The 22,870-nt window shown below is 45.2% G+C and carries 21 protein-coding genes and 1 tRNA gene; 15 read left to right on the forward strand and 7 right to left on the reverse strand.

The features are described 5' to 3' along the window. Window positions 1–6: 6 nt before the first annotated feature. Both ACK8P5_RS01395 and ACK8P5_RS01400 read right to left on the reverse strand, forming a co-directional pair. The gene (locus tag ACK8P5_RS01395; protein ID WP_422659223.1) at window positions 7–750 is read right to left on the reverse strand and encodes an ABC transporter permease; all 744 of its coding nucleotides are present in this window, start codon (window positions 748–750) and stop codon (window positions 7–9) included. Between the two features lie 2 nt (window positions 751–752). Further along, window positions 753–1,676, reverse strand: a complete 924-nt coding sequence (locus ACK8P5_RS01400) for an ABC transporter ATP-binding protein (protein WP_422659224.1) — start codon at window positions 1,674–1,676, stop codon at window positions 753–755. A 327-nt stretch (window positions 1,677–2,003) separates the two neighbouring features. Between ACK8P5_RS01400 and ACK8P5_RS01405 the strand changes: the two genes are divergently transcribed. From ACK8P5_RS01405 to ACK8P5_RS01430, 6 genes are all read left to right on the forward strand, one after another. Beyond that, the gene (locus ACK8P5_RS01405; RefSeq protein ID WP_422659225.1) at window positions 2,004–3,707 is read left to right on the forward strand and encodes a glycoside hydrolase family 13 protein; all 1,704 of its coding nucleotides are present in this window, start codon (window positions 2,004–2,006) and stop codon (window positions 3,705–3,707) included. A gap of 337 nt (window positions 3,708–4,044) precedes the next feature. Next, entirely contained in the window at window positions 4,045–4,995 is a 951-nt protein-coding gene (locus tag ACK8P5_RS01410) for an ROK family glucokinase (RefSeq protein ID WP_422659226.1), read from the forward strand. 93 nt (window positions 4,996–5,088) lie between these two features. Continuing rightward, entirely contained in the window at window positions 5,089–5,994 is a 906-nt protein-coding gene (gene rapZ / locus ACK8P5_RS01415; RefSeq protein WP_422659227.1) for an RNase adapter RapZ, read from the forward strand. 12 nt (window positions 5,995–6,006) lie between these two features. Further along, window positions 6,007–6,993 (forward strand): gluconeogenesis factor YvcK family protein, encoded by a 987-nt coding sequence (locus ACK8P5_RS01420; RefSeq protein WP_422659228.1) that lies wholly within the window; start codon window positions 6,007–6,009, stop codon window positions 6,991–6,993. A gap of 5 nt (window positions 6,994–6,998) precedes the next feature. After that, entirely contained in the window at window positions 6,999–7,928 is a 930-nt protein-coding gene (gene whiA / locus ACK8P5_RS01425) for a DNA-binding protein WhiA (protein ID WP_422659229.1), read from the forward strand. A 103-nt stretch (window positions 7,929–8,031) separates the two neighbouring features. After that, window positions 8,032–8,301 carry an HPr family phosphocarrier protein gene (locus ACK8P5_RS01430; RefSeq protein WP_007133000.1) on the forward strand — a complete coding sequence of 90 codons (270 nt, stop codon included), beginning with the start codon at window positions 8,032–8,034 and terminating at the stop codon, window positions 8,299–8,301. Window positions 8,302–8,430: 129 nt separating this feature from the next. Here the strand turns inward: ACK8P5_RS01430 and ACK8P5_RS01435 are convergent, their stop codons facing one another. Next, entirely contained in the window at window positions 8,431–9,159 is a 729-nt protein-coding gene (locus tag ACK8P5_RS01435) for an amino acid ABC transporter ATP-binding protein (RefSeq protein ID WP_422659230.1), read from the reverse strand. Continuing rightward, window positions 9,152–10,606 (reverse strand): amino acid ABC transporter substrate-binding protein/permease, encoded by a 1,455-nt coding sequence (locus ACK8P5_RS01440; protein WP_422659231.1) that lies wholly within the window; start codon window positions 10,604–10,606, stop codon window positions 9,152–9,154. Before ACK8P5_RS01440 ends, ACK8P5_RS01435 begins: the two co-directional genes overlap by 8 nt. Before the next feature lie 261 nt (window positions 10,607–10,867). Between ACK8P5_RS01440 and ACK8P5_RS01445 the strand changes: the two genes are divergently transcribed. From ACK8P5_RS01445 to ACK8P5_RS01470, 6 genes are all read left to right on the forward strand, one after another. Continuing rightward, window positions 10,868–11,629, forward strand: a complete 762-nt coding sequence (locus tag ACK8P5_RS01445) for an SIMPL domain-containing protein (protein ID WP_422659232.1) — start codon at window positions 10,868–10,870, stop codon at window positions 11,627–11,629. A 475-nt stretch (window positions 11,630–12,104) separates the two neighbouring features. Next, window positions 12,105–13,070 (forward strand): ABC transporter ATP-binding protein, encoded by a 966-nt coding sequence (locus tag ACK8P5_RS01450; protein WP_422659233.1) that lies wholly within the window; start codon window positions 12,105–12,107, stop codon window positions 13,068–13,070. Then, window positions 13,067–13,918 (forward strand): ABC transporter permease, encoded by an 852-nt coding sequence (locus tag ACK8P5_RS01455; RefSeq protein ID WP_422659234.1) that lies wholly within the window; start codon window positions 13,067–13,069, stop codon window positions 13,916–13,918. Before ACK8P5_RS01450 ends, ACK8P5_RS01455 begins: the two co-directional genes overlap by 4 nt. After that, window positions 13,915–14,721: an ABC transporter permease gene (locus tag ACK8P5_RS01460; RefSeq protein ID WP_422659235.1), complete on the forward strand. Its 807-nt coding sequence runs from the start codon at window positions 13,915–13,917 to the stop codon at window positions 14,719–14,721. The genes ACK8P5_RS01455 and ACK8P5_RS01460 overlap by 4 nt, the downstream gene beginning before the upstream one ends. A 68-nt stretch (window positions 14,722–14,789) precedes the next feature. After that, window positions 14,790–15,842, forward strand: a complete 1,053-nt coding sequence (locus ACK8P5_RS01465) for an ABC transporter substrate-binding protein (protein WP_422659236.1) — start codon at window positions 14,790–14,792, stop codon at window positions 15,840–15,842. Between the two features lie 503 nt (window positions 15,843–16,345). Beyond that, window positions 16,346–17,425, forward strand: a complete 1,080-nt coding sequence (locus tag ACK8P5_RS01470) for a PdaC/SigV domain-containing protein (RefSeq protein ID WP_422659237.1) — start codon at window positions 16,346–16,348, stop codon at window positions 17,423–17,425. Window positions 17,426–17,528: 103 nt separating this feature from the next. On the opposite strand, the gene ACK8P5_RS01475 is transcribed toward ACK8P5_RS01470, so the two are convergent. The 3 genes from ACK8P5_RS01475 to ACK8P5_RS01485 form a co-directional block, all read right to left on the reverse strand. Further along, a complete protein-coding gene (locus tag ACK8P5_RS01475; RefSeq protein WP_422659238.1) occupies window positions 17,529–18,011 on the reverse strand; it encodes a hypothetical protein in 483 nt (160 codons plus the stop codon). 97 nt (window positions 18,012–18,108) lie between these two features. Further along, complete coding sequence (gene clpP / locus ACK8P5_RS01480; protein ID WP_422659239.1) at window positions 18,109–18,705, reverse strand: ATP-dependent Clp endopeptidase proteolytic subunit ClpP; 597 nt, start codon at window positions 18,703–18,705, stop codon at window positions 18,109–18,111. Between the two features lie 169 nt (window positions 18,706–18,874). Continuing rightward, window positions 18,875–18,949: transfer RNA gene (locus ACK8P5_RS01485), tRNA-Arg, on the reverse strand. Between the two features lie 345 nt (window positions 18,950–19,294). Here ACK8P5_RS01485 and ACK8P5_RS01490 point away from each other — a divergent pair. The 3 genes from ACK8P5_RS01490 (at window position 19,295) to ACK8P5_RS01500 (ending at window position 22,850) form a co-directional block, all read left to right on the forward strand. After that, window positions 19,295–20,326 carry a sugar-binding transcriptional regulator gene (locus ACK8P5_RS01490; RefSeq protein WP_422659240.1) on the forward strand — a complete coding sequence of 344 codons (1,032 nt, stop codon included), beginning with the start codon at window positions 19,295–19,297 and terminating at the stop codon, window positions 20,324–20,326. A 116-nt stretch (window positions 20,327–20,442) separates the two neighbouring features. Next, window positions 20,443–21,447 carry a type I glyceraldehyde-3-phosphate dehydrogenase gene (gene gap / locus ACK8P5_RS01495; protein WP_422659241.1) on the forward strand — a complete coding sequence of 335 codons (1,005 nt, stop codon included), beginning with the start codon at window positions 20,443–20,445 and terminating at the stop codon, window positions 21,445–21,447. Between the two features lie 221 nt (window positions 21,448–21,668). After that, window positions 21,669–22,850, forward strand: a complete 1,182-nt coding sequence (locus ACK8P5_RS01500; protein WP_422659242.1) for a phosphoglycerate kinase — start codon at window positions 21,669–21,671, stop codon at window positions 22,848–22,850. Window positions 22,851–22,870 lie beyond the last annotated feature (20 nt).

Consider the following 22,870-nt stretch of genomic DNA (forward strand, 5'->3'; position numbering starts at 1 on the left):
TCATCCTTACGCAGCTTGCTGCTTTTTTCGAATATAGGTGGATATTACCATAAACAACACCAAATATCCTGCCAAAAGTAAAATGGATTTCAACTGTGGCAGGTTCCCACGGATGATCTCCCAGCCTCCGCTGGCAAAATGATAAGAGGGCAGCCATTCCCCGACCACTCGAAGGAATGAGGGCAGAATTTCCATCGGCATCCACATGCCCCCCATGATTGCAAGAGCTAAATAGATACCATTGCTAACCCCGCTCGCCGTTTCCACACGCTTCATCGCTCCTACGAGTGTTCCTACCGCAAGAAATGGGGCAGAGGCAAGCATGATCCATAGCCCGCTTGTGATCCATTGCCATGCAGGCATATGAACACCATTAATCAGGTAGCCCGCAGCAAAAATCACGATAATAGAGAGCAGATGCATGACGGATTGCCCGAACATTTTGCCGAGGAAATACACACTTCCAGGTAGAGGCGTTACTCTCATATAGACAGACCAGCCCAGAGTTCGTTCCTGTACAAGCCTAATGCCCATCGACATAATAGCTGAACCCATGACACTGAAGGTTGTCATTGATATCAAATAATGTGCTTGCCATACTGCAGCATCGGGCATGCCGCTATCGACCACCCGAGTAAAGATGAAATAGAAGAGGATCGGCATCGCGAGGGACCAAAATATAAAATACGGATTGCGTGCAATACGCAGTAGCTCCATCTTGCATTGTAATATGATCAATCGTCCTGTCATCGTTATACAGCCTCCTCTTGTCTTTGGGTCAGTTGATCAAACGCCTCATCCAGACTGCCCATCTCTACCCTTACATCACGTACAGCCATCTCCTCACGGAAAATAACACCTAAAGCCTGATCTGTATTCTCTGTCACAACATGCAGCCTGCCTTCGAGCTCAAATATCTCCAATACACCCGGGACCTGATAGAGACGCTCCATAACCAAGTTCTGACCTGCCTCCACTACAAAAGATACCGAGCGCCGCGTGAGCTTCGCTTTGATACTTTCCGGATTGCCGTCTGCGGCGACGCTACCGTTATTGAACAGAATGATTCGGTCTGCCATATCGTCCGCTTCCTGCAGATAGTGGGTGGTGAATAGGATTGTCTTGCCTTGATTAGCTAATTGCTTGACGGTTCGCCAGAACAGGCGACGAGCAGTCGTATCCAAACCAACCGTAGGTTCATCGAAGAATAACAACTCGGGATTCCCGGCTAGTGCCAGCGCGAAGCTTAGCTTCCTTTTCTGTCCACCGGACATTTTGGTAGCTCGCTTGTTCAGCTCTTCATCGGTAAGACCCGTTAGCTGAATTAGCTGCGCCATCTCCATCGGATTCGGGTAGTAGCCTCGAATGAGTGAGATAATCTCTCTGGCCTTTAGACCATCCATAACACTAACCTCTTGCAGCATGGCACCGATCTTTTCCTTCACCTGACGATCCTTCGGATCGCTGCCGAATAGCCGGATTTCACCCTCTGTAGGGTCACTGAGTCCGAGCATCATCGATATGGCTGTTGTCTTTCCTGCACCGTTGGGACCGAGAATCGCTGTAATGGAGCCTTTCTCAATGTTGAATGAGATATGATCGACTGCCTTCTTGGCTCCGTATGTTTTTGTTACGTTCACAAGCTCCGCTATATAGTCATTCCTATGTTTTGTCATGCTTTTCGCACCTCCGATTTATTCCTTGGTTCTATCTTATCGAGTGCGGCATTTCGAGATTAGTAAATGTTGTCATGAATTCGAGGTGACAATTGTCATGAAAGCGTATTGTGCCAAATGATGTTTACCAGCATGAATTACGCTTCGCTGGAGCATACTAAATTGCTGTACCAATCAGATCTTTTCTCGTTTACCATCTGTCAGATGGTGTAAGTAATAAATATGTGTATTTAGATGTCCGGTATATATCCTGATATATCACCGGGCATTTTTATAGAAACAGGGGCCGGGGATAGTAGGGGATTGGAATAGGAAAGGGGCATACAGATGAAAAAAACATGGTGGAAAGAAAGCGTAGTGTATCAGATTTACCCGAATAGCTTCAAAGATTCGAATGGTGATGGTATAGGTGATCTACGAGGTGTCATCTCCAAGTTGGATTACTTAGAATACTTGGGCGTCAATGTGATATGGATATGCCCAATTTACGAGTCACCAGGTCACGATAACGGCTATGACATCAGCGATTATTATGCGATTAAGGGTCAGTATGGGACGATGGAGGATTTCGATGAGCTGCTTGAAGAAGCGCATAAACGGGGCATGAAGATTATGATGGATCTCGTGCTGAACCATACATCAGATGAGCACCCGTGGTTCCTCGAATCACGCTCATCTAAAGACAATCCGAAGCGGGATTACTATATATGGCGCAAAGGAAAAAATGGTTTGTATCCGAACAACTGGGAATCGTATTTCAGTGGCTCGGTATGGGAATATGACGACAAGACAGACGAATTCTATATGCACCTCTATGCGAAACAACAGCCGGATTTGAACTGGGAGAACGAGGCGATGATCGAGGAATTGTACGAAATGGTTCGCTGGTGGCTCGCCAAAGGTGTGGATGGATTTCGCTTTGATGCGATTGCACATATCGTTAAGGCTGTGGGCTTGCCCGATGCGGATAACCCAGATAACCTCCCCGTTGTTCAGGCTTACCAGTTGTTCTCTAACCTCGATAAGGTACATGATATGCTCAAAAAATTGAATGAGCAGGTCTTGTTCGAATTTGACATCATGACCGTTGGAGAGACGTCAGGTCTTGGACCAGAACAGGCTCTGGATTATGTCGGTGAGGATCGCAATGAGCTGGATATGGTGTTCCAGTTCGAGCATATGTACCTTGATGCTGCCTCAGGTGGTACAGGGAAATGGGACATTCGTTCTTGGACACTGTTAGAACTGAAGAAGATCATGAGCAGCTGGCAGACTATTTTGCACGAACGAGGGTGGAATGCTAACTATTTGAGCAATCATGACCAGCCCCGTCCGGTATCCAGGTTCGGTGATGATGGAGAATACCGAGTGGAATCAGCCAAAATGCTAGCTACCTTTATGCACATGCTGCAAGGGACGCCCTATATTTATCAAGGTGAAGAGATCGGAATGACCAACGTAACATTTGACTCCATGGATGACTACCGAGATGTAGAGACACTGAACTATTATGAGCAGTCGAGACTCAGGGGCCAGTCGGAGGAAGTTACGATGAATGCCATTCACAAGAAGAGCCGAGATAATGCGCGTACACCAATGCAGTGGGATGATACACCGCATGCTGGCTTTACAGAGGGTGAACCGTGGATCAAGGTGAACAAGAACTATAAGGATATTAACGTGAAGCAGGCGCTGGCTGATCCGAACTCTATTTTTCACTATTATCGGAAATTGATCTCAATTAGGAAGCAGTGCCAAGCAATCGTGTATGGTGACTATAAACTGTTGCATCCACTAGATACGGAGATTTATGCTTTTGTTCGGTCTATAGAGAATGAGAAGCTGCTAGTCATCTTGAACTTTTTTGACAAGAGTCCCGTATTTGAGTGGCCGGAGGATTTAAGAACAGATGAGAAGAAGCTAATGATCTCGAATTATGAGCCAGCTGAGGGTGAGGATCTATACCATCTAACTTTAAGACCGTATGAGGCGAGAGTATATCTGCTAGAAGGTGACTGTATAGAGCTGTAAATGTACGGCAAAACAAAAGTTCTTAATTGTCATAAAATACACAAATATTGTAGAACAACTAAAATACTGATCATCAACTAGCTTCGTTTCTCTTTGGGGAGCGGGGCTTTTGACATATATTAATAGTAACTGCAATAGATTAGGGTTATGTGATAGTCGATGGATGCGCTATCAATCATAGGCGATTCAGAGAATGAGATGCTTTATTTATAAGGTTTTTTTGCCCCTGATCGGGTGCCCAATCCCCCTCTACCTTCTCTTGACCGATAGGGTACCTTCAATTATAGTGGGTACAGTAGGAGCATTCTATTTTAGAGGGAAAAAGGTGGCTTGTAACATGTCTGAGAACATCTACGTTGGTGTCGATTTAGGTGGTACCGCGATTAAAGTCGGAATATGCAATCAAGAGGGTCAACTACTTCAAACGTATGAAGGACCGACTGAAACATCCAAAGGCGTGGACACGGTAATCGGCAACATTGAGAAGTATGTACGTCATATTGTGGAACAATCGCCATACAGTTGGGACCAGCTTGCAGGTATAGGAGCCGGGGTTGCAGGCTTTACGAACATTCGCGAAGGAATCATTATCTTTGCACCTAACGTAGGTTTTAAGGATGTTCCAATTCGTGCGCTGCTTGAGGAACGACTTGGCAAGCCAGTCAAAATAGATAACGATGCGAACGTAGCAGCTCTAGGTGAGGCTTGGAGCGGTGCAGGACGCGGTGTTGATAATTGTGTCTGCTATACACTTGGTACAGGTGTTGGTGGCGGCATTATCGTGAACGGAAAGATATATCAAGGTTCTAATGGTATGGCTGGAGAGCTCGGACATATCACGGTTGTACCTGATTTAGAAGCTATTCAGTGTGGCTGTGGCAAAATGGGATGTCTTGAGACCGTTTCTTCGGCAACAGGCATTATTCGTATGGCCAAAGACGCTGTTGAACGTGGCGATCGTACTTCCCTAGCTCTTGTTGATAACATCGCAGCAAAAGAAGTGTTCGATGCAGCAAAAGCAGGAGATGAAGTGGCTCTACGTATCATCAAACGTGCAGCATATTACCTTGGTAAATCGATGGCATCTGTTGCGGCAGTTCTCAATCCAGAAGCTTTCATTGTTGGAGGCGGTGTCTCCAAGGCTGGCGAAATTCTGTTTAACGAAGTTCGCGCTGTGTTTAATCAACTGACCCCAGAGCCTTTGCAGCGTGGAGTGAGAATCGTACCTGCAGAACTTGGCAATGATGCTGGAGTTGTAGGTGCAGCAGGTCTACATCTACGTTCATAATATTATAATTAGTATTCGCCGCTCTTTGTATAATGAGCGGCGAAAAGATCAACCGAATGGCTATGACTTAAACTTATAAGGGAGGGGAAGCTGATGCTGGAAGCAGCGGATCGCAGCACCACAACATCAATGGCCACCCTAATCATCATTACCGGCATGTCGGGAGCCGGGAAGACCTTAGCTGTACAAAGTCTGGAAGATCTCGGCTTTTTCTGTGTCGACAATCTGCCCCCTGTACTCATTCCCAAATTCGCGGAACTGATTGAACAATCAAAGGGTAAGATTGGTAAGGTTGCATTGGTAATCGACTTGCGTGGCCGTGAATTCTTCACTGCACTATCGGAATCACTTAATTATATGAAGGATCATTTCACGATTCATAGTGAAATTCTATTCCTGGATGCGACCGATTCCGTACTCGTTCAGCGCTATAAAGAGAGTCGGCGTCGTCATCCACTCGCACCTGAAGGCATGCCACTTGATGGGATTCGTCTGGAGCGCAAAATGCTGGATGAACTCAAAAATTCGGCAACACAGGTTATTGATACGAGCAATATGAAGCCAGCTAGGCTCAAGGAAAAAATCATTTCTCGATTCACTCATTTGGAGACCAATACATTGTCAGTGAATATTACGTCTTTCGGATTTAAGTATGGCATTCCGATTGATGCTGACCTGGTATTTGATGTCCGCTTTTTGCCTAATCCTCACTATGTTGAGAATCTGCGTCCCAACACAGGACAGAACAGCGATGTGTATGAGTACGTAATGAAATGGCCTGAGACGCAGTCGTTTCTAACCAAACTGCTGGATATGCTTCATTTTCTTATTCCGCAATACCGGAAAGAAGGGAAAAGCCAAGTCATCATTGCAATCGGCTGCACCGGGGGCAAACACCGTTCCGTTGCCATTGCAGAATATCTCGGTAAGATGCTTGGTGTGAGTGAGACAGAATCGGTAACGGTCAGCCACCGTGATTCTGATCGGGATCGGCATTAATAGAGGGAAGTGATGAACGTGGCTGAGCAAGCTAGGAAGCGCCCTCGCATTGTTGTGATGGGTGGAGGAACAGGGCTGTCTGTCATGCTGCGTGGCCTGAAGGAGAAGCCCCTAGATATTACGGCAATTGTAACTGTTGCAGACGACGGGGGCAGTTCAGGGATTTTAAGAAGTGAACTGCAAATGCCTCCACCGGGAGATATTCGAAATGTACTAACAGCGCTCGCAGATGTCGAGCCGCTGTTATCTGATATATTGAAGTACCGCTTCAGCACCGGCTCAGGACTGGCGGGGCATAGCCTCGGCAATTTAATCCTGGCTGCCATGACGGATATGCACGGTGATTTTGTCACGGCGGTTAAGGAAATGAGCCGGGTTTTTGTTGTTCGCGGACAGGTGCTACCTGCCGCAGGTGAGGCGGTTATTTTACATGCTGAAATGGAAGACGGCAGCATTGTGACAGGCGAATCTAAAATTCCGGAGGCCGGGCGACGCATCAAACGGATATTCCTTGAACCTAAGAATGTGGAACCATTGCCGGAAGCTCTCGAGGCCATTCAGCAAGCCGATGCCATATTGATTGGTCCGGGTAGTCTGTATACAAGTATATTGCCCAATTTGTTAGTTCCTAAGCTTGCAGAGGCCATTGTGGCCTCGGATGCAATCAAAATGTTTGTGTGTAACGTCATGACACAACCAGGTGAAACCGATAATTACACGGTTAGCGATCATTTGCAGGCGGTATACGATCATATTGGTCTTCATTTGTTTGATTATGTCATTGTGAATGATGGTGAAATTCCGTCACAGGTTCAGGATAAGTACGCTGAAAAAGGTTCAAAACCTGTACTCCTTGATCGGGATGAAGTAGAGAGCCGCGGATACAAGCTGATTGCAGATAAGCTAGTGCTATTCCGTACGTACTTGCGGCATGATGCCGATAAGTTAAGCAATCATATTTTCCAATTGGTGCAAGATTGGATTTTACGAAAGAGGTGAGACCCTTGTCCTTTGCGGCACAAACTAAAAAAGAATTAACTATGGTTGAAGGCCAGAGCTGTTGCGAGAAAGCTGAGCTATCCGCGCTTATCCGAATGAATGGATCGGTTCAGGTTTCGAGTAAAAAAATAGTGCTGGATATTTCGACGGAAAATGCCGCGATCGCAAGGCGCATTTATTCCTTAATCAAGAAGCATTTCCAGGCACATACTGAACTTTTGGTGCGTAAAAAAATGCGTTTGAAGAAGAATAACGTATATATCGTTCGCATTCCCGCCCGCGTTCAAGAGATATTAAAGGAGCTGCGGATTGTATCCGAAGGTTTCTTGTTTCAGTCCCGGATTGATGAGGAAATTGTACGTAAGAACTGTTGTAAAAGAGCTTATCTGCGCGGAGCCTTCATGGCAGGGGGATCGGTCAATAATCCGGAGGGATCATCGTACCATCTGGAGATTGCCTCCATGTATGAGGAGCATTGCCAAGCCTTGGTGGAACTTGCAAATGAATTTCATCTGAACGCTCGCTGTATTGAGCGGAAGAAGGGATTTATTTTCTACATCAAGGAAGGGGAGAAGATCATTGAGTTCCTCAATCTGATCGGTGCGCACCAAGCGCTGTTCAAGTTCGAGGATGTTCGCATCATGCGGGATATGCGTAACTCCGTTAACCGTATTGTTAACTGTGAAACCGCCAACTTGAATAAGACGATTGGCGCTGCTGTGCGGCAGATTGAGAACATCAAGCTACTCCAGCGCGAAGTCGGTCTTGAAAGTCTACCCGATAAACTTCGTGAGGTTGCCGAGATTCGTCTTGCCCATCCGGACATGAATTTGAAGGAAGTTGGCGAAATGTTGAAGGGAACGGTTAGCAAATCAGGGGTCAATCACCGTCTTCGCAAAATTGATGAGCTTGCTGAAAAGGTCAGAAATAGGTAAGTTTTTTTTAATCTAGTGTCCTGTATGTTAAAATGGTATAATATTATAAAATAGCATCGATTTTAAAGTTTTTTGAGATTCGATAATAGGGGGTAAACTTTACATGACAAAGCACCCAGTAGTCGTTCGGTTAAAAACCGGTTTGCATGCGAGACCGGCCGCGCTTTTTGTTCAAGAAGCGAATAAATACTCATCTGAAATTTTCGTGGAAAAAGATGATAAAAAAGTTAACGCAAAAAGTATCATGGGAATTATGAGCCTTGCCATTAGTTCAGGTACCGAAGTTCACATTAGCGCTGAAGGTGCTGATGCAGAGCAAGCGGTTACTTCTTTAGTGAACTTGGTAAGCAAAGAAGAATTAGAGAACCAATAATCGCATCCAAAAAAAGTCTTGTCGTGTGCAAGGCTTTTTTTAGTTTGTCATCATTACCCACGCAAAAAGGCTCACATGGGAAGCAAATCCCGTGTGAGCCTTTTGTACGCAAAATGCGCTTCATTTCGCCTACAAAACCTTCTCTAAGAAGCTGATGGTACGCTCGTTCTTCGGATTTCCGAACAACTCTTCTGGAGGACCTTCTTCTACGATGTACCCACCATCCATAAAGATAACCCGGTCGGCCACCTCACGGGCAAAGCCCATCTCATGGGTAACGATCATCATCGTCATGCCTTCACTCGCCAGCTTCTTGATTACGCCGAGTACCTCACCGACCATTTCGGGGTCCAGTGCGGATGTTGGTTCGTCGAAGAGCATGATATCCGGATTCATCGCTAGTGCACGGGCGATAGCAACCCGCTGCTTTTGACCACCGGAGAGCTGGCTTGGGTGTGCATCGGCTTTGTCGGATAAATCGACCTGTTCTAGTAGCCGAAGTGCGGTTTGACGTGCCTCTTTTGAGGTTTGCTTCCCGAGTTCAACGGGAGCGAACATAATGTTCTTTAACACATTGAAGTGAGGGAAGAGATTGAAATGCTGAAACACCATGCCGATGTTCTCACGCACCTTGTTGATATCCGTCTTCGGATCGTTAATATCGCGATCACGAACGATAACCTTGCCTGCTGTAATGTCATCCAGTCGGTTCACGCAGCGAAGGAATGTACTCTTCCCCGATCCGGAAGGGCCGATGACACAGACGACTTCACCTTCCATGACCTGCATATCAATGCCTTTCAGTACATGATTATGACCAAAGCTCTTCTTCAGTCCCTCGATCCGAATTTTACCCATGGCTTATCTTCCTTTCCATACGGTTCGCAATTTTGGTTAGAATCGTGATCACGATCAGATACATAAGGGCAACTACGAGCCAAATATCGAAAGATGCAAATGTTCTGGCAATGACAATTTTCCCGGATTGTGTCAATTCTACCAGACCGATAACCGACAGAATCGATGTATCTTTCAGTGTGATGACGAATTGATTGATGAACGAAGGGATCATGATCCGAATGGCCTGCGGGATAATAATTTTGATCATGGCTTTACGATAAGGCACCCCTAGTGAGCGAGCAGCCTCCATCTGGCCATGGTCAACAGACTGGATCCCGCCGCGGATAATCTCCGTTACATACGCACCCGCATTGAGCGTGAGTGTCAGGACGGCTCCTAGGAATAGCGGCATCGTGAAATCAAATGCTTGTGGAATTCCGAAATAGATGAAGAAGGCCAGTACGATTAACGGGATGCCACGGAACACATCCACGAACACCGTGGCGATGCCTCGAAGCCATTTATTTCGTCCAACCTTCATGAACCCGAAGATGAGTCCTACAATACATGCAAAGAATAAAGATATGATGGTGTAGAGCAACGTTTTTCCAAGACCCGATAATAGGGATGGTAGTGAATCTATAATGAGTTCCAAGCGGCCTTGTTTCGCAGCTACCTCTGCATTTTCACCTATGTATTTCTCTAGAATCTGGTCATACTCACCACTTGCACGGAGATTGGCAAGACCGGTGTTGAATTTCTCCATCAGCTCCGTGTTCTTACCCTTACTCACAGCAAATCCGTAAGAACCGCCCAATTCTTTCTGATCTTCATTAACAAGCTTTAGGCCATTATCCTGTTTGACCCCGTAGGCAAGGACTGGATAATCGTCGAAGCAGGCAAGGGAATTGCCGGTTTTCACATCCTCGTACATTTGTACAGAATCATCAAAAGGTACGATCGTAAATCCATATTGATTAGAGATGGACTCTGCAAAACTATAGCCTTCGGTACCTGTCTTCACAGCAACCTTTTTGCCGCGTAGGTCCTCATAGCTACTTACTGCATCTTGATCGCTGCGAACAGCCATGACAACGCCTGAATCGAAATAGGAATCTGAGAAATCAAATTTCTGCTTCCTTTCGTCCGTGATGCTCATACCCGCAATGACGCCGTCCACTTGATTAGACTCCAATGCCTGAACAGCCGCATTGAATCCGAGTGGTTTAATCTCGAATTTAAAGTTCTGATCCTTCGCAATAGCCTCCATCAGATCCATGTCGATGCCGACAAAATCCCCACTTGCATCCTGGTATTCAAAAGGGGGGAATGTAATGTCAGTCCCAATCTGATATGTCTTACCAGAGGCTGGCTCTGCTAAAGCAGTTGTTGTAAAACCAGGTACGCTGGCTGCAGTTAGGATCACCAGTGACAAGGTGAATAATAATAACCTTAATGATTTCATAGTGTCCTCCTCTTCTTGAACCTTGTTCTAAGTTAGTTACCCATAATGACCACTCTGTTAACAGGAATTTCCTAATTGTGAGAGTTGCCTCACCTAGAATAGGTATAGAGATGATTAGAATTGTGCTTCAATTTCGAATGAAAATAATGAGCAAAAAAGTTGTTATCCGCACAATATCAATGCAACATTTACCAATTTATGCGCGTTAGAAAGGTAAGGCAAGCATGACAGCGATGCCAATTCGAAGGAGGTCGAGATCAAATGAATGTTTGGGCTAAACGTTTGGGGTCGGTTATGATCGCAGGGGCGCTGCTTACAGGCGGTTCCGTATGGACAGGTGCTCTGGGAGCAGGTGAGGTGTATGCAGCAGAAGCTGCGCAGCAGAATCTTATTAAGGTACTGGGTAAGGGTGAAATCTCCGTAAAGCCGGATATTGTATATCTGTCGATCGGTGTAGAATCCTATGCAGAGACAGCAAAGTCCGCTCAGAAACACAATGCTACAAAGATGGCACAAATTAATACCCTGCTCAAAAAAACTTGGAAAATTGATGACAAGGATATCAAAACTGAGCAGTTCTATGTTCAGCCAAATTATAGTTACAGCGATAAAGAAGGACGCAAAGTACAAAATTACACTGCGGCGCATTCTCTTGAAGTAACACTTCGCGATCTAAGCAAGGTGGGTGAATTGCTTGATGCTGTCGCAGAAGCTGGGGCGAATAATATCGGCAATGCAAGATTCTCTATTGAGAACCGGGATGCATTTGAGACTCAAGTAATTGAAAAAGCGATGGCAAATGCGGACTTGAAAGCACAAGCTATTGCGAAGGCTTCCAAACGCCAGCTTGGTGCTGTTGTAAGCGTTGTTCAAGATGAAGCAGCGAACCGTGAGTTGTACAGCTATGGTAATATGGATATGGCAAAAGCAGAAAGTGCTTCGATTGCTGATGCAAGCACCGCTGTAAAACCAGGGGAAATTAAGCTCATCACGCAGCTGTATGTCCAATATGAAATGAAATAGGCTAATTTGATTAGCCCATTAAATACAAGAGCCGCCTAATTTCGCAGTATATGCGAGATTAGGCGGTTTTATTTTTGGAAAGATAGGAAATTATATTAATCTTAGGTGTGTGTCCTCATATGGAGGACATATCGCACTATTTACACTTTTAACCCTGCATGGTGAAGAATACCAAAAAGCGTGACAGGATAAGGTTCCAACCTGTCGAATAACTCAGAAAAGTGTTGTGTATAGGGTCAAAACAAGGTATAGTGAATATGCAAAAAACTGTACTTGTAAAGACGCTAAGCCATACCAATGGATATGGCTTTTTTCTCTTAGCGCATCTGATGATAATTGTATGACTGTACAACATGATGTCGCAAGAATAAACACCGCGAAAACGCGGTTGCCCTTTAAGGAATACGTCGGAAGACGTTTTTCTTACTTTATAGGATAGACTACTAATATTAACCGTAAGGGGATGATGGTGCACATGATTGAACTTGTCCAAATAGAAAAACAGTTTCAGGGACAAGCGGTCGTGCATCCGCTGTCGCTCTCCATTAAGGAAGGAGAATTCCTGACTTTGCTGGGCCCCAGCGGTTGCGGCAAGACGACAATCCTCCGAATGATTGCAGGATTCGAACAGCCAACGGAAGGGGAAGTATGGCTCGCTGGTCAGAACGTGACTGATATACCGGCGAACAAGCGAGATTTGAATCTCGTGTTCCAACATTATGCCCTTTTCCCGCACATGACCGTAGAAGACAATATTGCCTTCGGATTGAAAATGAAAAAAATGCCGCGTTCTCAGATCAAGGAACGTGTAGCGGAAGCTGTGGCTATGACCCAGCTTACTCAACTTGTGGATCGTTATCCGCACCAGCTTTCGGGTGGACAGCAACAGCGTGTGGCTATTGCCCGGGCGATTGCGAATAAACCAAAAGTGCTTTTGCTGGATGAGCCGCTTGGTGCACTCGATCTTCAACTCCGCAAAAACCTGCAGTCTGAATTGAAACATCTGCAGCGTTCGCTTGGCATTACATTTGTATATGTCACTCACGATCAGGAGGAAGCGATGATGCTATCAGACCGGATCGTTATTATGAATAACGGGAAGGTGGAGCAGATCGGTACTCCACGTGAGATTTACGCTAGACCACAAACCCTGTTCGCTGCAACCTTTGTTGGAGAGAACAATATATTCTCTTCGCGCGAAGGGCTTTTTGCTGTGCGTCCTGAGAAAATCACTCCGCTTCGCGGATCAGGTGGCAAGAAGACGGGCTTGATTGAGGATGTTCAGTACTTAGGCAACGTGCATAAATTGATGGTACAGCTCGAAGACGAACCAATGAGAGTAACCATAGCGCTTGACTTTACAGATGACGAGCCTTGGGAAGTCGGTGAAAGAATCGGCCTGAACTGGGATGCGAGAGATGAGGTGGGAATCGGGTCATGAGAAAATCTAAATTCCTCCTGACTCCTGTCCTGCTGTGGCTCTCCCTGTTCCTTATTGTACCGATGCTTATTGTAGTAGCCATATCTTTTATGCAACGTGATGTGCATGGAGATATCGTATTTTCCTTCAGCTTGGAAGGATACAAGACGTTCTTCGATCCGTTATATCTCGGCATTTACTGGGATACGCTTGTTCTATCCGTGTTAACCACGGTCATTTGTCTATTCGTCAGCTATCCGCTGGCCTATTATATAGCCAACGCCTCCCCGCGTATCCAGACATGGGGGCTGATCTTAATTACCGTACCGTTCTGGATCAATTTCTTGATTCGTACGTATGCTTGGGTACTTCTACTCCGAACACAAGGGGTTGTAAATACCGTTCTTATGAATCTGGGATGGATTGATGAACCTATGCAGATGCTGTATACAAAGGGTGCTGTCCTGCTTGGGATGGTATACAACTTCATTCCGTTCATGGTGCTTCCTATTTATGTGGCACTGGAGCAGATGGACAAGCGTCTTCTCGATGCAGCAAGCGATTTAGGTGCTTCGAAGTGGAGGGCATTCCGACATGTTACCTTGCCTCAGAGCAAATCCGGTATTATGACGGGTTCCATCTTGGTATACGTATCTACAACAGGCATGTTCGTTGTTACAGATATTCTAGGCGGTGCAAAATCGGCTATGATTAGTAACATTATTCAAGCACAGTTCCTTGGTGCACGTAACTGGCCATTTGGAGCTGCCTTGTCCGTTATTTTCGTTATTACCTCGCTGGTGTTAGTAATGTTATTTAATAGGGCCATGCAAGCCCGTCACCAACGATTGAAGGAGGGGAGAGCGTGAAGAAACGAAGTCACCCCTTACTTGGGATTCACTCATTCTTGATGATGGCTTTCATCTATGTACCGATCCTTATGATCGTGATCTATTCCTTTAATGATACACGGTTGAGTGGTAACTGGGAGGGCTTTACGTTCGACTGGTATGTTTCGCTGTTCAGTAACAGAAACGTTATGGAAGCTCTCATGAACAGCTTGACCGTTGCCGTGATCTCAACGATTGTATCCACTATTCTCGGGACATTAGCGGCTTTATCACTTCGTAACCTCGGGAGAAAGAGTCGGAGTGGCATGACAGGGCTGATGTACTTACCAGTCATTATCCCAGACATTATCATGGGTCTGTCGCTGCTTGTTCTATTCACGCAGATGGATATGCCTCTAGGTAAGACAACGATTATTATCGCTCATATTACGTTCAGTTTATCTTATGTGTATGTAGTGGTAACAGCGCGGCTTGCTAATATGGGTAAGCAACTAGAAGAAGCAGCGCTGGATCTAGGAGCTTCCCGGTGGCAGACCTTCCGTCATGTAACATTGCCGCAGATCTCCCCAGGTATTATCTCTGGCGCACTGATTGCATTCACACTGTCGCTTGATGATTTCATGGTTAGTTTCTTTGTAGCTGGGCCGAGCTCAACAACGCTTCCGATTTATATCTATGCCCAGGTGAAGCGAGGGATTTCCCCGGAAATTAACGCATTATGTACATTGCTCATTTTGGTGAGCGTAACGCTGATCCTACTTGCTCAATATGTACTTAACCGGGGCAATGGTCAGAAGAAACACAAGACATTGCCGATCTAAGCGGACGAACCGTTTTTCGGATAAATTTGTTCAAAAAAATGTAAGGCGGAAAGAGAGGAGATAGTGAATTGAAAAAATCGAGATGGACCCGTCTGCTGCTGGCAGGCGTGATCGCTACAATGTCGTTAACAGCCTTGGTAGCTTGTGGCTCCGAAAAGGAAACTCTGCACATTTATAGTTGGGCGGATAACTTTGACCCAGCGGTGCTGAAGGATTTTGAGAAAGAGTTCGATGTCAAGGTGACATACGATAATTACGCGAATAATGAGGACTTGCTGGCGAAGATTAAAGTAGGCGGTAGCGGCTATGATCTAATTCAGCCTTCCGATTATATGGTAAAGACCATGATTAATATGGATTTGCTGGAGCCGCTTGATAAGAACAACATCCCGAACATCGATAATATTGCGGATACGTTTAAGAATCCGGATTTTGATCCGGGCAATAAATACTCTGTAATTTATACATCCGGTGTAACGGGAATCGCATATAACAAGAAGTATGTTAAAGAAGAGATTAAGAGTTGGAATGATCTTTGGAACCCAGCTTATAAAGGCAAAGTGCTACTCCTTGATGACAATCGTGAAATGATCGGTATGGCACTCAAGAAGGAAGGTAAATCTAACAGCACAACGAATGAAGCGGAGATTAAGACGGCTGTGGATGAGCTGAGAACTTTACTCCCGAACGTACTGGCTTTTGATACAGACAACATTAAGCAGAAGATGATTCAAGAAGAAGGCTGGATCGCAACCGTATGGTCTGGTGATGCTTCCTTTATCGCTAAGGAAAATCCAGATGTAGCTTATGTTGTACCAGAAGAAGGGGCAACCATCTTCTCGGATAACTATGCGATTCCAAAAGGCGCGAAGAACAAAGAACTGGCAGAGAAGTTTATCAACTATATGCTAGATCCAAAAGTGAGCGCTAAAAACTATGAATTCATCGGCTACAGTAATCCGAACAGTAAAGCGATGGAGTTCCATAGTGAGGAATATCGTGCAGATAAAATGATCAACCTGACAGAAGATGAACTGAAGCGCACAGAGTGGCTGGGCGATGTCGGTGAGAATCTGCAGATTTATGACCGTTTCTGGACGGAACTGAAGAGCGGAAGATAAGAACCAGCACACTTAAGGTGCTGGCTCTGAAATAGTATAGAATAGTGATAGACCCGTAGGGGGACGCTTTGAGACAAAGTGTTCCTTCGTGCGGGTCTTTTTTTATAATTTTATAACGAATCGTTGATTGAATCTTATTAGCACGGGGACATTTCGGGCCGGGGCATATTCCCGGACACAGAATCTGCTATTTTCGTGATTTGGACCGAATGTGCTATTTAAATGGACGGTAGATCCGCTATGTGGTCATATTCGTTGATTTTACAGTTCTTTTTAGCTCCATAGTGGAACCTGTGTCCGATAGATTACGAAAAAAACCTTTTGAGTGAAATAACGGATTTGGTGTCCAATAATACGCGGTATGGCGGTCTTTATTGTTCCTAATTAACAGGAATCAAAATTGTCACCACGATTGTTACCTCTCTAACTAACGTGTTCCCTATAATGGAAATGGGTAATATAGTAAATGACCTTACTTATATATGGAAGGTGGATCATAATTTATGAATTATATAATGAAATATGGTGCAGCGGTTATTGCAACAGGCGTATTTTTGGGAGGATTAGGTTTAAGTGGACAAGCAGTAGATGCCAGCACATCTAAGACTGTAAGCTCGTTAGCAGCTTCTTCAAAGAAAGTGAATTCTGATATATCGCTTAAATGGAATGGTAAAGCATTATCGCAGAAAGGAATGCTTGATCGTGGTGCCGTTTATGTGCCAGCGACGGTCATTCGAGATGTACTCGGTCTTCCTTTGAAATATGACGCCAAGAACAAGGTTTATACGCTCGGTGATGGCTACAACAAATTAAGTGCGAATGTTTATAATGCGAATGAAATTTATCTTACGGTGAATGGATATTTTGCAGGAGAGCCAGGCGGTAAGATTGTAAACGGTCGGTTGTACATCCCTTACAAAGTGCTGAATGAATACATGGGTATTCAAGGACAATGGAGTCCATCTGCGAAACTGCTAAATATGACAGCGAAAAAACAAAATCCAATCACCATTAAGACAGAAACAGTGAAGAAGAAAATCCTAAATACAACAGCGGTTGTAAATTATCCAGTCATTAGTGGTTTAGAGAATGAAGAGGCCCAGACGAAAATCAACAATGTGCTGAAAAAGAATATGGAAAATGTGTTCGACGCAGCTGAAGGAGACGTGGGCACACTCCCTCCATCCGGAAGCGATTATCCGTATGAGTTCCAAGGGGACTTTGTTGTACATTACAATGCCAATGGCTTATTAAGCATCACGACAAGTGAATACTCCTATACAGGTGGAGCGCACGGGATGACCTTCCGCAATAGCTATACGTTCTCGCTCAAGGATGGAAAGCAGTTGAAGCTTGGTGATTTCATCAACATGCAAGGCAAGAACAAGCAGAAGCTGAACAATCTTGTCCTGAACAAAATGAAAGAAGATGGCGGCTACCTTGGCGGTTTTAAAGGGGTGCCTACAGATGCTCAGTTCTATCTGAAGGATAATGCAGCTGTTCTGTATTTCTCGTTATATGAATACACAGCATACGCTTATGGTTTCCCGGAGTTTGAGCTGAAGTTGAAGGAATGGAAATAGCAGTATTTGAGACTGTGAAAAATAAGGGGCAGAAGCCAAGAAATTGGCCTCTGCCCTTGCTTTATTTCGGTCTATTTTTGACTTCGCTCGATTGAAGGTCTCATTATTTCTCCTGAACGATGGGTGTATTCTTGCTGCGGAAACGGCCGAGTGAATAACCGAGTAATCCTGCTGCGAGAGCAATCAGGGTGCACAAGAGTACAAGGGTTAGGTCCGATGGAATATTTAGAAATAATCGGAGTCCGTAAAGAGGGAAGAAATAAATAAAGGAAACGGGGAGAAGTATGATGAATGATTTTGTCAAATAACCTAATGCAAAAACTAAAATACCCGCTATCCAGTACAGGGAAAACCAGCGAACAAAATAAGATTGGCTTTTTATTCCGAGCAACAGGCCAAGCAGAAATAGTAGTATGACAGCAAAGACAGATGCAACTGTGTGTTGTATATCAGGTGTATTTCCTTTAAACGCAGGAAGCATGTTGATTATGGAAAATGGGATTGAACAGAGGGGAAGTAGTAGAATCAAGGATAATCGGTTACCCACTAGAGTCATCACTCCGATCGCAATATTATTTAAACCCAATTATATCCATAAAATACATGGGGTGTCTAAATATTTCATGCCAAAAAGGCTAACATCCGCATATCAACGGATATTAGCCTCTTATTGTTGCAAAATGTTAGATACCTTGCGGCGGCGTGCTCTCAAGAACTTGGTCGATCAGACCGTATTCCTTCGCTTCAGCAGCAGTCATGAAATAGTCACGATCCGTATCTTTCTCAATACGCTCAAGCGGTTGACCTGTGCGCTCTGCAAGAATATGGTTCAGCTTATCGCGCATCTTCAGGATGCGGCGGGCGCGGATTTCGATATCCGTTGCTTGCCCTTGAGCTCCACCAAGCGGCTGGTGAATCATAACTTCACTGTTAGGAAGCGCAAAACGTTTACCCTTAGCGCCTGCATTCAGCAGGAATGCTCCCATGGAAGCAGCCATGCCGACACAGATGGTTGACACGTCAGGTTTGATAAACTGCATTGTATCGAATATGGCCATACCAGCGGTGATTGATCCGCCAGGGCTATTGATGTAAAGGTGAATGTCCTTCTCCGGGTCCTCAGCTGTCAAGAACAGCATTTGTGCAATGATGGCATTGGCAACTACGTCATTCACGTCGGAGCCGAGGAAGATGATGCGATCTTTCAGCAATCTGGAATAGATGTCGTACGCGCGCTCACCGCGGTTGCTTTGTTCAACGACCATAGGTATGAAACTCATATAAAAAACCTCCTCATTAAATGCATTCCTCATTAAAATACTGTTACCGTATTACCCACATAATAAACAATTTCAACCATAAAGTCAAAGAAAGTCAAACTATTGGGTAAAAAAAAGAGCCGTCATGGGCACTTGTGGGTAAACAATATATAGAAGTTATGAAAATAAATGGCGCGCCCGCGAGGAATCGAACCTCGATCTCAGGCTCCGGAGGCCTACGTCATATCCATTGGACCACGGGCGCAAAATAGCAACGAAGATGATTATACCGCATCTTTTTCGAAAAGACAAGAACAGTGCCAAAGATTCTAATAAGCATGGCTGATGAGAGCGAGACAGAATCCATCTGTATATGAAGAAATTCACACCTTTTGGGAGATACTGTATATGACTTTGACAGTTGTGTATCCACTTTAAGGACAACCTCTTCCTGATGCATAAGAATGCTTAGGGTTGAGAAATATACATTCGGAACACTTGCAACCTCCATAAATATTGGTTAGAATAAGGGTGGGACTTAAAACGCTTGACTGGGACATTTTGCGACCATCGGTAGAAGGTCCAAGACGAAGTTGCAGGAGTGGAAAGCATGCGTAACTTATTAGAATTACAAGAGCAGCTTCTGCCCGATCTCATGGACATTCTCAAGCGAAGATATACGATCCTTCATCAGATCATGTTATCTGGAATGGTGGGGCGCAGGACGCTCGCGGCATCACTGTCAATGACCGAACGTGTGCTGAGGGCCGAAACGGACCTACTGAAAGCACAAGGGCTCATCGAGATTGAGACGCTTGGGATGAGGATTAGCAGTAGCGGACAGAACTTACTTGACCAGCTTGAGCCTGTCATGAATGATTTGTTCGGATTAGCTGATCTGGAGGATAAGATCCGCGAGGCTTACGGGCTGCGTAAAGTAGTGGTTGTCCCCGGTGATAGTGAGTCTTCAGCTGATGTGAAACGTGAACTTGGCAGAGCAGGTGCAAGAACATTACTTAACTATGTCAATAGCGGAGACATCATTGCTGTAACAGGTGGATCAACGCTCGCTGAAGTAGCTGAGCAGATGTCACCGCCGTCAGCTGGTCCTTTAACAGGTTCGTGGTTTGTACCTGCAAGGGGCGGTTTGGGCGAGAGTATGGAGATTCAAGCCAATACTATCGCATCTAAGATGGCGAAGAAGGTAGGAGCCGAATATCGGCTATTGCATGTACCAGATCTGTTGAGCGACGATGCCTATCAGTCACTGGTTCAGGATCACCATATCCGGGACATTGTGAATGTGATACGTCGATCATGTGTTATTGTTCACGGTATAGGAGATGCTATGGAGATGGCTCACCGCAGGAAGCTTGATGAACCTTCAATTAAGGATCTGAAAGCGGAAGGTGCGATTGCCGAATCCTTTGGCTACTATTTCAGTGAAGATGGAACAGTCGTTCATCGTATGCTTACCCTTGGGCTAAGACTTGAGGATATTATGCGGACAGAGACGATTATTGGTATCGCTGGTGGACGAAGTAAGGCTAAAGCGATACATGCCGTGCTGAAGTTCGGACACGAGGACATTCTCGTGATGGATGAGGCCGCGGCTCTCGAAATAGCGAAGAGCCTGGACTAAACGGCAGGCATGAAGAACAATGACGAAGAGCATTCGTACTAACTTTGTTGTCATGATGGGCCTCACGGTCTGTCTTGAATAAATAAAAAACTTTCACTATATGGAGGGAAATACTCATGGTTAAAGTAGGTATTAACGGATTTGGACGTATTGGACGTAACGTGTTCCGCGCAGCGCTGGACAACAAGGATGTTGAAATTGTTGCAATCAACGATTTGACAGACGTAAAAACGCTGGCACACCTTTTGAAATATGACACAACACATGGTAAATTCAACGCAACTGTAGAAGCTAAAGAAGGCGCGCTTGTTGTAAATGGCAGAGAAGTTAAAGTATTTGCAGAGCGTAACCCTGAAAATCTTCCTTGGAGCTCCGTAGGCGCTGAAATCGTTGTGGAATCTACTGGTATCTTCACAGCTAAAGAAAAAGCTGAAGCTCACTTGAAAGGTGGCGCGAAGAAAGTTATCATCTCCGCACCAGCTACTAACGAAGATATCACAATCGTTATGGGCGTTAACGAAGATAAGTATGACGCAGCTAGCCATACAGTAATCTCCAACGCTTCTTGCACAACAAACTGCTTGGCACCATTTGCTAAAGTATTGAACGACAAATTTGGTATCGTTAAAGGTATGATGAACACAATTCACTCCTACACTAACGACCAAAACGTTCTTGACCTGCCGCACAAAGACCTTCGTCGTGCTCGCGCAGCAGCTCAAAACATCATCCCAACTACAACTGGTGCAGCGAAAGCAGTATCCCTTGTATTGCCTGAATTGAAAGGCAAATTGAACGGTATGTCCATGCGTGTTCCTACGCCTAACGTTTCCGTTACAGACTTGGTTGTTGAGCTTGAGAAGAACGTTACAGTTGAAGAAGTTAACGCAGCTTTGAAAGAAGCAGCTGAAGGCGCATTGAAAGGTATCATGAACTACTCTGATGAGCCTTTGGTATCGAGCGACTACAATGGTGACCCAGCTTCTTCCACAATTGACGCATTGTCAACTATGGTAATTGGCGACAACATGGTGAAAGTCGTTTCTTGGTATGACAACGAGTGGGGCTATTCCAACCGTGTTGTTGACCTCGCTGCATACATCGCAAGCAAAGGTCTGTAATTGATCTGATACACAAATCGAAGAGGGGTTCCTTGTGGCGCTCCTCTTTGATTTTGTCTTATGGAAACGTGTCAGCTTCTTAATAAGGAAGAGTCGTTTCTACTTGTTTATATATTTTCATGCCAGAGTACTGGGAAGAATAGATAGAACCGGACTCTAAAACAAAAGAGAGAGCAGCTGCGCTGTCGGCGAGGAAATAGTTTCTTAGGAGGAACGTGGAGATGAACAAGAAAAGTGTACGTGATGTAGAAGTAAGCGGCAAACGGGTGTTTGTCCGCGTCGATTTCAATGTACCCCTTGAGGATGGAAAGATTACTGATGATACTCGGATCCGTGAAACTCTGCCGACCATTAAGTATTTGGTAGAGAAGGGCGCTAAAGTCATTTTGGCAAGCCATATGGGTCGTCCGAAAGGTCAAGTGGTTGAATCCATGCGCTTGACGCCTGCAAGCGAACGCTTGTCTGAGCTTCTTGGCAAACCTGTCGTGAAGGCAGATGAAGCAATTGGGGATGCAGTAAAAGCTCAAATTGCAAACATGAAGGACGGAGACGTTCTCGTGCTTGAAAACGTTCGTTTTTATCCGGGTGAAGAGAAGAATGATCCAGAGCTTGCGAAGCAATTCGCTGAGCTTGCCGACCTGTTCGTGAATGATGCTTTTGGTGCTGCACACCGTGCACATGCATCGACTGAAGGAATCGCGCATCATCTTCCAGCTGTATCAGGTCTTCTGATGGAGAAAGAATTGTCTGTACTTGGCAAAGCTCTTTTGAACCCAGATCGTCCATTCACAGCTATTATCGGTGGATCGAAGGTTAAAGACAAAATCGATGTGATTAATAACCTGCTTACGCTCGCTGACAACGTCATTATCGGCGGTGGACTTGCTTACACGTTCTTCAAAGCCCAAGGTCACGAGATCGGTCAATCCCTGTGTGATGATTCCAAACTGGAAACTGCACTTGGCTTTATCGAGAAAGCAAAAGAACTTGGGAAGAACTTCTACCTCCCGGTAGACATTGTGGTTTCGGATGATTTTAGTGCGGACGCTAACACGAAAATCGTTGATATCGACGGCATTCCTGCAGATTGGGAAGGCGTAGACATCGGACCGAAGACGCGTGCGAAGTATGCAGAAGTGATCAAAAACTCCAAATTGGTTGTATGGAATGGACCGATGGGCGTATTTGAAATTGAACCTTTCTCTAACGGTACTCGTGAAGTAGCACAAGCTTGTGCAGATACGGAAGCTTACACGATTATTGGCGGCGGTGATTCCGCAGCAGCAGCAGAGAAGTTCCACTTGGCAGATAAAATGAACCACATCTCTACAGGTGGCGGTGCATCTCTTGAGTTCATGGAAGGTAAAGAGCTTCCTGGTGTTGTGGCACTGAACGATAAGTAGTAAAATTTCACGTAGAAGCG

Source organism: Paenibacillus sp. EC2-1 (assembly GCF_049311625.1).
Lineage (GTDB): Bacteria > Bacillota > Bacilli > Paenibacillales > Paenibacillaceae > Paenibacillus_AQ.

Excerpts from the sequence above, each read along its gene's own strand:
- ACK8P5_RS01400 (WP_422659224.1), bottom strand. The coding sequence starts at position 1,676 with ATGACAAAACATAGGAATGACTATATAGCGGAGCTTGTGAACGTAACA.
- clpP (WP_422659239.1), bottom strand. The coding sequence starts at position 18,705 with ATGAGTTTCATACCTATGGTCGTTGAACAAAGCAACCGCGGTGAGCGC.
- rapZ (WP_422659227.1), top strand. The coding sequence starts at position 5,089 with ATGCTGGAAGCAGCGGATCGCAGCACCACAACATCAATGGCCACCCTA.
- ACK8P5_RS01450 (WP_422659233.1), top strand. The coding sequence starts at position 12,105 with ATGATTGAACTTGTCCAAATAGAAAAACAGTTTCAGGGACAAGCGGTC.
- ACK8P5_RS01440 (WP_422659231.1), bottom strand. The coding sequence starts at position 10,606 with ATGAAATCATTAAGGTTATTATTATTCACCTTGTCACTGGTGATCCTA.
- ACK8P5_RS01410 (WP_422659226.1), top strand. The coding sequence starts at position 4,045 with ATGTCTGAGAACATCTACGTTGGTGTCGATTTAGGTGGTACCGCGATT.
- ACK8P5_RS01420 (WP_422659228.1), top strand. The coding sequence starts at position 6,007 with ATGAACGTGGCTGAGCAAGCTAGGAAGCGCCCTCGCATTGTTGTGATG.
- ACK8P5_RS01435 (WP_422659230.1), bottom strand. The coding sequence starts at position 9,159 with ATGGGTAAAATTCGGATCGAGGGACTGAAGAAGAGCTTTGGTCATAAT.
- ACK8P5_RS01430 (WP_007133000.1), top strand. The coding sequence starts at position 8,032 with ATGACAAAGCACCCAGTAGTCGTTCGGTTAAAAACCGGTTTGCATGCG.
- ACK8P5_RS01470 (WP_422659237.1), top strand. The coding sequence starts at position 16,346 with ATGAATTATATAATGAAATATGGTGCAGCGGTTATTGCAACAGGCGTA.
- ACK8P5_RS01395 (WP_422659223.1), bottom strand. The coding sequence starts at position 750 with ATGACAGGACGATTGATCATATTACAATGCAAGATGGAGCTACTGCGT.
- ACK8P5_RS01490 (WP_422659240.1), top strand. The coding sequence starts at position 19,295 with ATGCGTAACTTATTAGAATTACAAGAGCAGCTTCTGCCCGATCTCATG.
- ACK8P5_RS01455 (WP_422659234.1), top strand. The coding sequence starts at position 13,067 with ATGAGAAAATCTAAATTCCTCCTGACTCCTGTCCTGCTGTGGCTCTCC.
- ACK8P5_RS01445 (WP_422659232.1), top strand. The coding sequence starts at position 10,868 with ATGAATGTTTGGGCTAAACGTTTGGGGTCGGTTATGATCGCAGGGGCG.
- ACK8P5_RS01500 (WP_422659242.1), top strand. The coding sequence starts at position 21,669 with ATGAACAAGAAAAGTGTACGTGATGTAGAAGTAAGCGGCAAACGGGTG.
- gap (WP_422659241.1), top strand. The coding sequence starts at position 20,443 with ATGGTTAAAGTAGGTATTAACGGATTTGGACGTATTGGACGTAACGTG.
- ACK8P5_RS01405 (WP_422659225.1), top strand. The coding sequence starts at position 2,004 with ATGAAAAAAACATGGTGGAAAGAAAGCGTAGTGTATCAGATTTACCCG.